Raw genomic sequence first — 13,411 nt, forward strand, 5'->3', positions numbered from 1 at the left:
AACGACCCTCTTACCAACTAAAGCGCAAGCCATCGAACGGTTTGGTGGCGGCCGCAGGCGACACCGATGTCCCGTCTGGGGACGTACCCAATGGCCCCGGGGTCACCTGCGGCGCAGGTGCCTGCTCGGCTGGGACTTCCCTGAGCTTGGCCAATGCCAGCTGAGCCCGGAGTTGTTCGCGACTGGCGGTGACCGAATAGGTCAGCACGTCGCCGTCGACCCGCTTCAACTGCGCGCCGTAGGACTCCAGCACCCGGGCCAGCTCAGCGTAGCGCGGCAGGTTCATGCCCTGGACCTGCATCTGCACCTGACCACTGGCCCCGGGACGCGTTACGTAGCGCGGTGCCAGCCGCGTGCTCACGGCAAGCATCACGGCGTCGGCCAGCGCTGCCGGGTCCGCTCCTTCGGCACTGCCCTGCTCGCGCCCCTCGCCCAGCCACAATTGCCATTTGCCTTGCCATTTGCCGTCGATCTCCTGGGCGTGCACGGCCAACACGGCATCGGCGCCGTAGCGCTGGGAGACCTCACGCAGCGGCCCAGGATCCTTGGCTTCGATATGCTTGGCGTCGGCCACCAGTTGCTCCTGCAGATCGGCCAGCGGCAGACGCAGCGGCAAGCCCCGGTGACGGGCCGCGCGCCGCAACGGCTGGGCGCTAGGCTGGCCGTCCCCTACCAGGCTAGTGCCGTCAACACTCTCGACGAGCCACCAACCCAGAATCGACGGGCGATTGCTGCCCCACAGACTGAGGCCCGCCTTGCGCAGGGCACGTTCGGTGCTGCCAGGGTCGAACTCGACCCGGACGGTTTCGGGTGGCCCTGCGTCGCTGCCCACCTGGTTGACGATCGGTTGCGGATCCTTGCGCAACGCGGCCAGCGCCGGGTTCTGCACGGCCTTGGGGTTGCCGGTCAGGCGCAGCACGAGGGTGTCGAAGGCCTGGCTGGTCGCCGCCGCACGCGCCTCGGCGCCCTGCCCGGCCACCGGCTCGCGCACCTGATAAAGGCCGGAGACGTTCTCGGCCTGGGCCGCCCCTGCGATCAACCACAGACATCCCATGACCCAAGTAGTGAACAAGCGCATCGTTGTGTCCTTGTGCTCTGGAACGGCGAGTTTCAAGCTTCAGCACTCATACCTCAAGCGGCACGGTTAAAGGTAGCACCGGCAAGGCCAGGCTTCTGGCGATCTTGCACCGGCGAGAGCCCTAAATTCACCTGCCCGTCGGCCGGAGGATGGCCGCTGCACGGCAACCCTGATAAAATCGCGCGCCTTCACAGACCACTGATGTCACGGTTAGCCGCTGCATGGCTGCCGGCCCTTGCCGTCAGGGTCGTTTTTACGAATCCCTCCCTCCTAAAGGCCTGGATCAATGAGCAAGCAACCCTCCCTGAGCTACAAGGACGCCGGTGTAGACATCGACGCCGGCGAAGCACTGGTCGAACGCATCAAGGGCGTGGCAAAACGCACCGCACGCCCTGAAGTCATGGGTGGCCTGGGCGGCTTCGGCGCCCTTTGCGAGATCCCGGCTGGCTACAAGCAGCCGGTGCTGGTCTCCGGCACCGACGGCGTGGGCACCAAGCTGCGCCTGGCGCTGAACCTGAACAAGCACGACAGCATCGGCCAGGACCTGGTCGCCATGTGCGTGAACGACCTGGTGGTCTGCGGTGCCGAGCCGCTGTTCTTCCTGGACTACTATGCCACCGGCAAGCTCAACGTGGACGTGGCGGCTACCGTGGTCACCGGTATCGGCGCAGGTTGCGAACTGGCAGGCTGCTCGCTGGTCGGCGGCGAAACGGCCGAGATGCCGGGCATGTACGAAGGTGAAGACTACGACCTGGCAGGCTTCTGCGTAGGCGTGGTGGAGAAGGCCGAAATCATCGACGGCTCGCGCGTGGCCACCGGCGATGCGCTCATCGCCCTGCCATCCTCGGGCCCGCACTCCAACGGTTACTCGCTGATCCGCAAGATCCTCGAAGTCTCGGGCACAGACGTCGAAAGCACCCAGCTCGACGGCCAGCCGCTGACCGAACTGCTGATGGCGCCAACGCGCATCTACGTCAAGCCGCTGCTGCAACTGATCAAGAACACCGGCGCGGTCAAGGCCATGGCCCACATCACCGGTGGCGGGCTGCTGGACAATATCCCGCGCGTACTGCCGGCCAATGCCCAGGCGGTCATCGACGTGGCCAGCTGGAAGCGCCCAGCCGTCTTCGATTTCCTGCAGGAAAAGGGCAACGTCGACGAGCATGAAATGCACCGCGTGCTCAACTGCGGCGTGGGCATGGTGATCTGCGTAGGCCAGGACCAGGTCGAAACCGCCCTGAGCGAACTGCGCAACGCCGGTGAACAGCCTTGGGTCATCGGCCACATCACCGAGGCCGCAGAGGGCGCTGCCCAGGTCGAGCTGCAGAACCTCAAGGCACACTGATGCCGAGCAAGTCCTGCAATGTGGTGGTATTGCTGTCGGGTTCCGGCAGCAACCTGCAAGCGCTGATCGACAGCTGCGCCATCCCGGACAGCGCCGTGCGCATTGGCGCGGTCATCTCCAACCGTGCCGATGCCTACGGGCTGCAGCGTGCAGCCGCTGCCGGTATTGACACCGCGGTCCTTGACCATACCGGCTTCCAGGGCCGCGAAGCCTTCGATGCGGCCCTGGTGGCCTGTATCGATGGGTTCGCTCCGGACCTGGTGGTGCTGGCGGGTTTCATGCGTATCCTCAGTGGCGACTTCGTGCGCCACTACCAAGGTCGCCTGCTCAACATCCACCCTTCGCTGCTGCCTCGCTACAAAGGGTTGCACACCCATAGACGCGCCCTGGAAGCAGGGGATGTCGAGCACGGGTGCAGTGTCCACTTTGTCACCGAGGAACTCGATGGGGGCCCGTTGGTCGTACAGGCTGTCGTGCCGGTGGCACCCGATGACACGGTCCAAAGCCTGGCTCAGCGGGTTCACACACAGGAACACGTCATCTACCCAATGGCTGTTCACTGGTTCGCCAACGGCCGCTTGCGTCTTGGCGAACAAGGTGCATTACTGGATGGCCAGCCCCTGTCGGCCAGCGGTCATTTGATTCGATCCTAGGAGATACTATGCGTCGTGCCCTGCTCTTGGCTCTTGCCGTGCTTGCCCTGCCCCTCCAGGCAGCAGACCTGAAGCCGTTCTCGGCCAGCTACACCGCCGACTGGAAGCAACTGCCCATGAGCGGTACCGCCGAACGTAGCCTGGTCAAGAATGCCGATGGTACCTGGGACCTGAACTTCAAAGCGTCGATGATGATCGCCAGCCTGACCGAGCAAAGCTCGCTGCGCCTGGATAACGACACCTTGCTGCCGCAGCGTTACCACTTCGAGCGCGGCGGTCTTGGCAAGGCCAAAAAGGTCGACCTGAACTTCGACTGGGCTGCCAAGAAAGTGACCGGCAGCGATCGTGGCGATGCCATCACCCTGCCGCTCAACCGTGGGGTGCTCGACAAGTCGTCCTATCAGCTGGCGCTGCAGCACGATGTTGCCGCTGGCAAGAAGAGCATGACCTACCAGGTGGTCGATGGTGACGAGATCGACACCTATGACTTCCGCGTACTGGGTACTGAGAAAGTCACCACCAAGACCGGCCAGGTGGATGCCGTCAAGGTCGAACGTGTGCGTGATCCAAGCCAGAGCAAGCGCATCACCGAGCTGTGGTTTGCCAAGAACTGGGACTACTTGCTGGTGCAATTGCGCCAAGTGGAAACCGATGGCAAGGAATACGTGATCGTCCTGCAGGACGGCACGGTCGATGGCAAGTCGGTTAAAGGTAACTGACACTCAAGCTTGTCGGCGTTGAGCCATAACGCAACACCAAGCCCCGCCCCGTGCGGGGCTTTTATTTGGGCGGGCATAAAGCAGTCGGGCCTAGGCATACCATGGCTACATGAAACTTGTTTCATGGCCGTTTTATTTACTTAGGCTGCTAACAAACTCTATAAATAAGGCGTGCGACAGACTGTCGCACCCAACCAGAAAAAGTGGAGTTTAACGATGACAGTTCAAGTGACCGAACGCGACGAATCGAAAATGTCCCACGAAGGCCTGGCCGCAGGCGTGCGGATCTGGGATGTGCACCAGCAGGGCCAGTTGGTCGGGATGTTCCACAACGAACACGAGGCGCAACAGTACCGTGTCGAACTGGAAGACCTGGAAAAGCAGCGCACCACACAGTGACAGCGATCTTTAGAAAAAACGTGACGTGAATACCCGTCATGGCGCCAGGGGCCGCCTTGCGGCCCATCGCCGCACAATGCGGCCCTGACCACCCGGTGGACGTTCAGACAGGGCCTTGCAGCATTACCACATCAGATCGTCAGGGATCTTGTACGCCGCATACGGATCGTCGTCGTCGGCTTCCTCGACATGGGTATTGAGCAGCAATACCCGGCCCGGGTCGCGTTCCTGGATCTTGACGGCCGCCTCGCGGGGAATGACCTCATAACCGCCCCCGTAGGACACCACCGCCAGCGCACCATGGCTCAATTTGCTGCGCATCAGGGCATTGACCGCGATACGCTTGACCTTTTTGTCGTCGACGAAGTTGTAGTAATCCTCGGTCGTGAGCTTGGGCAGGCGGGTCGCTTCGATCAGTTGCTTGATCTGCGCGGCGCGTGCCTTCTTCTCGGCTTTTTCCTGCTGTTCACGGTTGAGCGCCTGGTCACGCTTGGCCTTTTCGGCCATGGCTTCCTTGGCCAGCCGCTGCTGGGTATCGTCCACCTCGACCTGGCCTTTGTGCTCCAGGCGCTTCTGTTTCTTTTCAGCCTTGTTGGCCTGAGAAACCTGTTTCTGGTTGACCAGCCCGGCTTTGAGCAATTGGTCGCGAAGGGAAAGGCTCATGAATGTTCACTCACTTATGCAACAGCTCAGCCGCAGCTGGGCAGGTTCTTTTCCTGACGCTTGGCTTCACCCCAAAGGGTGTCCAGCGCATCAAGGTTACAGTCTTCAATGGCAGTGCCGCTGTCACGCAACGCCTGCTCGATAAAGCGAAAACGTCGCTCGAACTTACGATTGGCTCGGCGCAAGGCGTTTTCGGGGTCATGCTTCAAGTGACGCGCCAGGTTGACTACCGCGAACAGCAAGTCACCGACTTCATCTTCCAGCGCATCGCTGTCCCCGTCGGCCATGGCCTGCAACACTTCGTCGAGTTCCTCACGCACCTTGTCCACAACCGGCAAGGCCTCGAGCCAGTCGAACCCGACGGTGGCCGCACGCTTTTGCAGTTTGGCCGCCCGGGACAAGGCAGGCAATGCCGTTGGCACATCGTCGAGCAATGACAGCTGTTCTGGACGGCTTTTCTGCGCCCGCTCCTGCGCCTTGATTTCTTCCCAGCGTGACTTGACCTGCGCATCGCTCAGGCTGGGCGTCTCCAGCGGCGCATACAGGTCCCCGGTTGGAAAGACATGGGGGTGTCGACGAATGAGCTTGCGGGTGATGCCGTCCACCACGCCGTCGAACGCGAAACGGCCCTCCTCCCGGGCAAGTTGGCTGTAGTAGACCACCTGGAACAGCAGATCGCCCAGCTCGCCTTGCAAGTCCTCGAAATCGCCGCGCTCGATGGTGTCCGCCACCTCGTAGGCTTCTTCGAGGGTGTGTGGGACGATGCTGGCATAGTCCTGCTTCAGGTCCCAAGGGCAGCCGTATTGCGGGTCGCGCAAGCGGGCCATGAGGTGGAGCAGGTCCTGGAGGGTGTAGGTCATTCAGGCAAGTCCTTGACGGTCGGGCTTGGCGGGCAAACCGGCCCCTAAGGGGCGGGATGCCCGCGAATCGTGCACGCGGGATTCAGGGCGTACGATTACGCCGTGTCTCGATGATGTTCGGCAACTGCGAGATACGCCCCAGTAAGCGCCCAAGGGCATCCAAACCGGGGATCTCGATGGTCAGCGACATCAGCGCCGTGTTGTCTTCCTTGTTCGAGCGGGTATTGACCGCCAGCACGTTGATCTTCTCGTTGAGCAGCACCTGCGACACATCGCGCAGCAAACCGGGGCGATCATAGGCACGGATGATGATATCGACCGGGTAAGTCTGTACCGGAATCGGCCCCCAGCTGACCTGGATCATGCGCTCCGGCTCTTTGCCGGCCAGCTGCAACACCGAGGCGCAATCCTGGCGGTGGATGCTCACACCGCGACCCTGGGTGATGTAGCCGACGATGGCATCGCCAGGCAACGGCTGGCAGCAACCGGCCATCTGCGTCAGCAGGTTGCCCACGCCCTGGATCTGAATGTCGCCACGCTTGCCCCCACGCGGCCCGCTGGGCTTGCGCGGCACCAGCTCGATCTGCTCGATGCGCTCAGGCTCGAGCAGCTGTTGCGCCGCATTGACCAGATGCGCCAGGCGCAGGTCCCCAGCGCCCAGGGACGCAAACATGTCCTCGGCCGTCTTGACGTTGGTCTTCTCGGCCAGGCGCTCGAAGTCGACCTGCGGCAGGCCCAGCCGGCTGAGCTCACGTTCGAGCAGCGTCTTGCCGGCGGCAACGTTCTGGTCGCGCGCCTGCAGCTTGAACCAGTGCACGATCTTGGCCCGCGCGCGCGAAGTGGTGACATAGCCTAGGTTCGAGTTCAGCCAGTCACGGCTCGGGTTACCGTGCTTGCTGGTGATGATTTCGACCTGCTCGCCGGTCTGCAGGCTGTAGTTGAGCGGCACGATGCGCCCGTTGATCTTGGCGCCCCGGCAGTTGTGGCCGATCTCGGTGTGCACCCGATAGGCGAAGTCCAGGGGCGTCGCCCCTTTTGGCAGGTCGATGGCGTGACCGTCCGGGGTGAACACGTACACCCGGTCGGGCTCGATGTCGACCCGCAGTTGCTCGGCCAGGCCCCCGATGTCGCCCAGCTCTTCATGCCACTCCAGCACCTGGCGCAGCCAGGAAATCTTTTCTTCGTAGTGGTTCGAGCTGGGCTTGACGTCGGTGCCCTTGTATCGCCAGTGGGCGCAGACGCCAAGCTCCGCTTCCTCGTGCATGCCGTGGGTGCGGATTTGCACTTCCAGCACCTTGCCCTCCGGGCCGATTACCGCCGTATGCAGGGAGCGGTAGCCGTTTTCCTTGGGGTTGGCGATGTAGTCGTCGAATTCCTTGGGGATGTGACGCCACAAGGTGTGCACGATACCCAGGGCGGTGTAGCAGTCGCGTATCTCGGGGACCAGCACCCGCACGGCGCGCACGTCGTAGATCTGGCTGAATTCCAGGCCCTTGCGCTGCATCTTGCGCCAGATCGAGTAGATGTGTTTGGCGCGGCCACTGATGTCCGCCTTCACCCCGGTGGCCAGCAGTTCGTTCTGCAACTGGTTCATGACATCGCTGATAAAGCGTTCACGGTCCAGGCGACGCTCGTGCAACAGCTTGGCGATCTGCTTGTACTGTTCGGGCTCGAGGTAGCGGAACGAAAGGTCTTCCAGTTCCCACTTGATATGCCCGATACCCAGACGGTGGGCCAGGGGGGCGTAGATGTCGAACACTTCCCGCGCCACCCGCAGGCGTTTCTCGTCATCAGCGGCCTTGACCGCTCGAATGGCACAGGTGCGTTCGGCCAGCTTGATCAACGCCACGCGAACGTCGTCGACCATCGCCACCAGCATCTTGCGCAGGTTCTCGACCTGCGCCTGAGAGCCGAGCACCAGCGACTGACGGGGGCTGAGACTGGCACTGATCGCAGCCATGCGCAGCACGCCATCGATCAGCTTGGACACGACCGGCCCGAAGCGCTGGCTGACTTCGGCCAGGGTGACCTTGCCTTCTCGCACAGCGCGGTAGATGACCGCCGCTACCAGGGAATCCTGGTCGAGCTTGAGGTCCGCGAGAATCTCGGCAATCTCAAGACCTGCCTGATAGCTCGACGTACCATCGGCCCAGGAATGCTTGGCCGGGTTGCCCTTCTTCTCGACTTCCTGGGCAAACTCGCAGGCCTCTTTGAGCGCTGCGCGGTCGAGCGCCGAATCGACGCTGACCACATGGTCCAACCACGCTTCGAGATTGATACTGCCGTCGGTATTGACCGGCTGGTGCACTCTCACCTGTACCATCTTTGTTTTACCTTTCCATACAGCGCACCCTGCGGGTGCACTGGCAATCACCGCACGGCTGCCATTCCCTGGAAGCCGCACCAAGGGGCCAGCTGGCTAGCCCACTTCGAATAACGCCATGGCTTCGACATGCGCCGTTTGAGGAAACATGTCGAGAATCCCGGCCCTTGTTAACCGGTACCCCTGCCCGACCAGCACCTGGGCGTCTCGCGCCAGCGTGGCCGGGTTGCACGATACATAGACCAGCCGCTTGGCCCCAAGACGGGCAATGCCCTGCACCACCTCCCATGCACCGTCGCGCGGTGGGTCCAAGAGTACCGCAGAAAAGCCCTCGGCGGCCCATTCCATGCCCGTCAACGGCTGCGATAAATCGGCCTGAAAAAACTGCGCGTTATGCACATCGTTGCTGCGGGCATTGGCCGCCGCACGATCGACCATGGCCTGTACGCCTTCTACCGCCACCACCTCACGGGCATGCCGTGCCAGCGGCAAGGCAAAATTGCCCAGGCCGCAGAACAGGTCCAGTACCCGCTCTTCAGGCTGCGGAGCGAGCCAGGCCAAGGCCTGCTCGATCATGGCGGTATTGACCTGGGCGTTGACCTGCACGAAGTCGCCGGGGCGCCAGGCCAGTTGCAGCTGCCAGGGCGCCAGGTCGAAACCCAGCGGCCCGGTGGCATCCACCGGCTGCGGCTCGCCTTCACCCTGCAGCCACAACTGCGCGCTGGCCTCGGCGCAGAACGCCTGCAAGCGTGCAACATCTTCGGCCGGCAACGGCGCGACATGACGCACCAGCACCGCCTCGGCCGTGCCGCTGAACAGCTCCACATGGCCCAGCGCCTGGGGCTTGGCCAACGAGCGCAGCACCGTGGGCAAGTGACGCAGGATTGACTGCAAGGGCTGTACCAGCACCAGGCAATCATCGATGGCAACGATGTCCTGACTGGCCTGCGCCCTGAAACCGACTGCCAACTGGCGGGTCTTGGGGTCCCAGCGCACGGCCACACGGGCGCGGCGACGGTAGCCGAAAGCGGCCCCGGTCAAGGGCGCGGCCCATTGCTCGGGCTGCACACCGGCCACCCGTTGCAGTTGCTCGGCCAGGGTGCGCTGCTTGAGCGCTAGCTGAGCCTCATGGGGCAGGTGTTGAAGGTTGCACCCCCCGCACTGGCCGTAGTATTTGCAAGGGGCTTCGCGGCGCGAAGGACTGGCCTGGAGCACCCGTTCAAGCCGCGCTTCGACGACTTTGCCACGGGCATTGAGCACCCTCGACTCGACCTCTTCGCCTGCCAGGGCGCCAGTGACGAACCAGGTGCGCCCTTCATGAAACGCAATGCCGCGACCGTCCCCTGACAGGCGCTCGATGACCAGGCGTTGCTTCTTGCCCACGGGAATCTGGGGGCTACGATTGCCACCGGCTGGCTGAAAGCGCAGGCCGCTGTTGGTTTTCTTCTTGGACATTTAGCTCGGATCGAACAGGCCAGTGGACAGGTAACGGTCGCCGCGGTCGCAGATGATGGCCACCAAGGTGGCATTTTCCACTTCCTGGGACAGGCGCAGCATGGCGGCGACTGCACCACCGGAAGACACGCCGCAGAAAATGCCCTCTTCACGGGCAAGCCTGCGCATGGTCTGTTCGGCCTCGTCCTGGGACATGTCGACAATGCGATCGACCCGGGCGGCGTCGAAAATTTTTGGCAGGTATTGCTGGGGCCAGCGGCGAATACCCGGAATGGCCGCGCCTTCCATCGGCTGCAAGCCGACGATCTGCACCGCCGGATTCTGCTCCTTGAGGTACTGCGAGCACCCCATGATGGTCCCGGTGGTGCCCATGGAACTGATGAAGTGGGTAACGCGCCCCTGGGTCTGCTGCCAGATTTCCGGGCCGGTGCTGGTGTAGTGCGCCATCGGGTTGTCACCGTTGGCGAATTGGTCGAGCACCACGCCACGGCCATCGGCTTCCAGCTGCTGAGCCAGATCGCGTGCCCCTTCCATGCCCTCTTCCTTGGTCACCAGGATCAGCTCGGCGCCGTAGGCTGCCATCGCCGCCTTGCGTTCGGCCGTGGAGTTGTCGGGCATGATCAGGATCATCTTGTAACCCTTGATTGCCGCTGCCATGGCCAACGCGATGCCGGTGTTGCCGGAGGTGGCTTCGATCAGCGTATCGCCAGGCTTGATCTGGCCGCGCGATTCGGCACGGGCGATCATCGACAGCGCGGGACGGTCCTTGACCGAGCCGGCAGGATTGTTGCCCTCGAGCTTGAGCAGCAAGGTATTGCTGGTCTGGCCAGCCAGGCGCTGCAGGCGAACCAGGGGCGTATTGCCGACGCAATCGGCGATGGTTGGATACTGCAAGGTCATGGTGTCTTTCACAATCCGGACGGCGGGGGCGCCCATCATACCGGCAAACCCCGCTTCGCCATATCACGCAATCTGTGGTGCATATAGCTACAGGCTATAAAGCCCGTGCAGTGCCTTGCCCATGCACGGCGCTACATGCCACCGCCGGTGCTGCACCTGCGTACGGACTTAACGCGTGCAATGGCTGGCGAGGGGGAGTAACGTCCCCGCTTGGCCGCCTTGCAGGGCGGCATCCAGGCACATTGACAGGAGGCGAGTGTGCTCGATCGTTTGGGAATTCGCAGCCGCGTGCTGTTGCTGGCGCTGCTGCCAGCCGGGTTGATGGCAGTGGTGCTGGGCAGCTACTTCACCTGGCTGCAACAGAGCGACCTGCGCACGCAACTGCTGCAACGGGGCAAGATGCTGGCCGAGCAGCTGGCGCCGCTGGCAGCCCCGGCCATGGCCCGCAAGGCGCCTGCACAACTGGAGCGCATTGCCGCGCAAACCCTCGAACAGGCCGACGTACGCGCGGTCGCCTTCCTGACACCGGACCGTAGTCGGCTGGCCCATGCCGGCCCGAGCATGCTCAACCAACCGCCCAGCGGCGGCAGCGGTACCCAGTTGCTGCAACGCAGTGGCAACGACGCCACTCGTTACCTGATGCCAGTGTTCGGCCACCACCGTGATCTGGCCACCGATGCCGTGCCTGCCGAAGCCGAACGCTTGCTGGGCTGGGTGGAAATCGAGCTGTCCCATGACGGCACCTTGCTGCGCGGCTACCGCAACCTGTTCACCACGCTGCTTCTGATCCTGGCCTGCCTGGTGGTCAGTGGGCTGCTGGCCCTGCGCATGAGCCGTGCCATCAACACGCCGATCGAGCGCATCAAGCATGCGGTCAACCAGCTCAAGGACGGCCACCTCGAGGAACGCCTGCCGGCCATGGGCAGTCACGAGCTGGACGAACTGGCCCGCGGCATCAACCGCATGGCCGAGACCCTGCACAGTGCCCACGAAGAGCTGCAGCACAGCATCGACCAGGCCACCGAGGATGTCCGGCAGAACCTGGAAACCATCGAAATCCAGAACATCGAGCTGGACATGGCCCGCAAGGAAGCCCTGGAAGCCAGCCGCATCAAGTCGGAATTTTTGGCCAACATGAGCCATGAAATCCGCACGCCGCTCAACGGCATTCTGGGCTTTACCCACCTGCTGCAGAAAAGCGAGCTGATGCCCCGCCAGGTGGACTACCTGAACACCATCGAGAAGTCAGCCGACAATTTGCTCGGGATCATCAACGAGATCCTCGATTTCTCAAAGATAGAAGCAGGCAAGCTGGTGCTCGACAGCATCCCCTTCAACCTGCGCGACCTGATCCAGGACACCCTGACCATCCTGGCACCGGCCGCCCATGCCAAGCAGCTTGAGCTGCTGTGCCTGATCTACCGCGATACGCCCTCCTCGCTGATCGGTGACCCGCTGCGCCTCAAGCAGATCCTCACCAACCTGGTCAGCAACGCGATCAAGTTCACCCGCGAAGGCACCATCGTCGTGCGCGCCATGCTCGAAGACGAGCACGAGGACAGCGCCCAGTTGCGCATCAGTGTCCAGGACACCGGCATTGGCCTGTCGCCTCAAGATGTACGCACGCTGTTCCAGGCTTTCAGCCAGGCTGACAACTCCTTGGCCCGCCAGCCAGGCGGCACCGGCCTGGGGCTGGTGATCTCCAAGCGCCTGATCGAGCAGATGGGCGGCGAAATCGGCGTCGATAGCACCCCTGGCGAAGGTTCGCAGTTCTGGATCAGCCTCAACCTGCCCAAGGCGCACGACGATGCCGAGGAGCTGCCTCTGCAGCCCTTGCTCGGCCGTCGCGCCGCCATCGTCGATGGCCATGCACTGGCGCGGCAGGCCCTGGAGCACCAGTTGCAGGACTGCGGTTTGAGCGTCTGTGTCTTTACCTCCTACGAGCAACTGCTGCAGGCGGTGCAAGCTGCCAGCCAGGCGGGGCAGCCGTTCGACTTCGCCGTGCTGGGCGCCAACGTAGGCTCCCTGGCACCCGAACAGCTGGGTCAGTATTACCAGCACCTGGAGCGGCATCATTGCCAGTGCGTGGTGCTGTGCCCCACGACCGAGCAGGCGCTCTATCACCCTTACCTGTCCAATGGCCACGGCCAACTGCTGTCCAAGCCATCGTGCACGCGCAAGCTGCGCCGCCTGCTGCTGGAAATGGTCCAGCCCCGCCGGTTGCAGGGCGAGGTCAGCGCCATGGTGGGCCAGCAGCGCCAGCCCAAGGTGCTGTGCGTGGATGACAACGCGGCCAACCTCTTGCTGGTGCAGACTCTGCTGGAGGACCTGGGCGCCCGGGTGACGGCTGTCGACAATGGTTACGCGGCGGTACAGGCCGTGCAGAGCGAACCGTTCGACCTGGTACTGATGGACGTGCAGATGCCCGGCATGGACGGACGCGCCTGCACCGAGCAAATTCGCCGCTGGGAAAACACCCAGAGCGGCAACCCGTTGCCAATCGTTGCACTGACCGCCCACGCAATGGCCAATGAAAAACGCGCCTTGCTCCATGGCGGCATGGACGACTACCTGACCAAGCCGATCAGCGAGCGGCAACTGGCACAGGTGGTGATGAAGTGGACTGGGCTGAGCCTTGGCTTGTCGCCGCAGATGCCGGCGAGCCTGCCCACTGGGCCTGACGAGTTGAAGGTGCTCGACCATGACGAAGGCCTGCGCCTGGCGGCAGGCAAAGCCGATCTGGCCGCCGACATGCTGAGCATGTTGCTGGCCTCGCTGGAAGATGACCGCGCCGCTATTCGGGATGCACGTCAAGCGCATGACCGTCGTACGCTCATCGAGCAGGTGCACCGGCTCAACGGCGCTTCTCGCTATTGCGGCGTGCCTCAGCTGCGTGCCGCGTGCCAACGCAGCGAGACCCTGCTCAAGCAGGACAGCCCCTTGGCTGGGGAGGCGCTCGATGAACTGGACAACGCGATCAGCCGGCTGGCAGCCGAGGCCAGGCTGAGTATTTGAG

The 13,411-nt window shown here is 63.1% G+C and carries 11 protein-coding genes; 5 read left to right on the plus strand and 6 right to left on the minus strand.

Features of this window, described 5'->3' with window-relative positions; all coding sequences use genetic code 11:
- Nucleotides 1-10 precede the first annotated feature (10 nt).
- Nucleotides 11-1,078 (minus strand): DUF2066 domain-containing protein, encoded by a 1,068-nt coding sequence (locus tag ACF8R3_RS04355; RefSeq protein WP_392515037.1) that lies wholly within the window; start codon nucleotides 1,076-1,078, stop codon nucleotides 11-13.
- A gap of 286 nt (nucleotides 1,079-1,364) precedes the next feature.
- Between ACF8R3_RS04355 and purM the strand changes: the two genes are divergently transcribed.
- From purM to ACF8R3_RS04375, 4 genes are all read left to right on the plus strand, one after another.
- Entirely contained in the window at nucleotides 1,365-2,423 is a 1,059-nt protein-coding gene (gene purM, locus ACF8R3_RS04360; RefSeq protein WP_058639489.1) for a phosphoribosylformylglycinamidine cyclo-ligase, read from the plus strand.
- Nucleotides 2,423-3,076, plus strand: coding sequence for a phosphoribosylglycinamide formyltransferase (gene purN, locus ACF8R3_RS04365; protein WP_058639490.1), 654 nt, complete (start codon nucleotides 2,423-2,425; stop codon nucleotides 3,074-3,076). The genes purM and purN overlap by 1 nt, the downstream gene beginning before the upstream one ends.
- Before the next feature lie 8 nt (nucleotides 3,077-3,084).
- Nucleotides 3,085-3,795: a DUF3108 domain-containing protein gene (locus ACF8R3_RS04370; protein WP_058639491.1), complete on the plus strand. Its 711-nt coding sequence runs from the start codon at nucleotides 3,085-3,087 to the stop codon at nucleotides 3,793-3,795.
- Between the two features lie 216 nt (nucleotides 3,796-4,011).
- Complete coding sequence (locus ACF8R3_RS04375) at nucleotides 4,012-4,194, plus strand: hypothetical protein (RefSeq protein WP_023534042.1); 183 nt, start codon at nucleotides 4,012-4,014, stop codon at nucleotides 4,192-4,194.
- A 123-nt stretch (nucleotides 4,195-4,317) separates the two neighbouring features.
- On the opposite strand, the gene ACF8R3_RS04380 is transcribed toward ACF8R3_RS04375, so the two are convergent.
- The 5 genes from ACF8R3_RS04380 to cysM all read right to left on the minus strand — a co-directional run bounded on the left by ACF8R3_RS04380 (nucleotide 4,318) and on the right by cysM (nucleotide 10,395).
- Complete coding sequence (locus ACF8R3_RS04380) at nucleotides 4,318-4,857, minus strand: DUF2058 domain-containing protein (RefSeq protein ID WP_058639492.1); 540 nt, start codon at nucleotides 4,855-4,857, stop codon at nucleotides 4,318-4,320.
- Nucleotides 4,858-4,883: 26 nt separating this feature from the next.
- The gene (gene mazG / locus ACF8R3_RS04385; RefSeq protein WP_392515039.1) at nucleotides 4,884-5,717 is read right to left on the minus strand and encodes a nucleoside triphosphate pyrophosphohydrolase; all 834 of its coding nucleotides are present in this window, start codon (nucleotides 5,715-5,717) and stop codon (nucleotides 4,884-4,886) included.
- Between the two features lie 82 nt (nucleotides 5,718-5,799).
- Nucleotides 5,800-8,040, minus strand: a complete 2,241-nt coding sequence (relA, locus tag ACF8R3_RS04390) for a GTP diphosphokinase (protein WP_058605345.1) — start codon at nucleotides 8,038-8,040, stop codon at nucleotides 5,800-5,802.
- A 96-nt stretch (nucleotides 8,041-8,136) separates the two neighbouring features.
- The gene (rlmD, locus tag ACF8R3_RS04395) at nucleotides 8,137-9,495 is read right to left on the minus strand and encodes a 23S rRNA (uracil(1939)-C(5))-methyltransferase RlmD (RefSeq protein ID WP_392515041.1); all 1,359 of its coding nucleotides are present in this window, start codon (nucleotides 9,493-9,495) and stop codon (nucleotides 8,137-8,139) included.
- A complete protein-coding gene (cysM, locus tag ACF8R3_RS04400; protein WP_058605367.1) occupies nucleotides 9,496-10,395 on the minus strand; it encodes a cysteine synthase CysM in 900 nt (299 codons plus the stop codon).
- A 258-nt stretch (nucleotides 10,396-10,653) separates the two neighbouring features.
- Here cysM and ACF8R3_RS04405 point away from each other — a divergent pair, with 258 nt between their 5' ends.
- Nucleotides 10,654-13,410, plus strand: coding sequence for a response regulator (locus ACF8R3_RS04405; protein ID WP_145256163.1), 2,757 nt, complete (start codon nucleotides 10,654-10,656; stop codon nucleotides 13,408-13,410).
- Nucleotide 13,411 lies beyond the last annotated feature (1 nt).

It is taken from the genome of Pseudomonas sp. FYR_7, from assembly GCF_043106155.1.
Taxonomy (GTDB): Bacteria; Pseudomonadota; Gammaproteobacteria; order Pseudomonadales; family Pseudomonadaceae; genus Aquipseudomonas; species Aquipseudomonas parafulva_B.

Coding starts and splice junctions, on each gene's coding strand:
- ACF8R3_RS04355 (WP_392515037.1), bottom strand. CDS start 1,078: ATGCGCTTGTTCACTACTTGGGTCATGGGATGTCTGTGGTTGATCGCA.
- purM (WP_058639489.1), top strand. CDS start 1,365: ATGAGCAAGCAACCCTCCCTGAGCTACAAGGACGCCGGTGTAGACATC.
- purN (WP_058639490.1), top strand. CDS start 2,423: ATGCCGAGCAAGTCCTGCAATGTGGTGGTATTGCTGTCGGGTTCCGGC.
- ACF8R3_RS04370 (WP_058639491.1), top strand. CDS start 3,085: ATGCGTCGTGCCCTGCTCTTGGCTCTTGCCGTGCTTGCCCTGCCCCTC.
- ACF8R3_RS04375 (WP_023534042.1), top strand. CDS start 4,012: ATGACAGTTCAAGTGACCGAACGCGACGAATCGAAAATGTCCCACGAA.
- ACF8R3_RS04380 (WP_058639492.1), bottom strand. CDS start 4,857: ATGAGCCTTTCCCTTCGCGACCAATTGCTCAAAGCCGGGCTGGTCAAC.
- mazG (WP_392515039.1), bottom strand. CDS start 5,717: ATGACCTACACCCTCCAGGACCTGCTCCACCTCATGGCCCGCTTGCGC.
- relA (WP_058605345.1), bottom strand. CDS start 8,040: ATGGTACAGGTGAGAGTGCACCAGCCGGTCAATACCGACGGCAGTATC.
- rlmD (WP_392515041.1), bottom strand. CDS start 9,495: ATGTCCAAGAAGAAAACCAACAGCGGCCTGCGCTTTCAGCCAGCCGGT.
- cysM (WP_058605367.1), bottom strand. CDS start 10,395: ATGACCTTGCAGTATCCAACCATCGCCGATTGCGTCGGCAATACGCCC.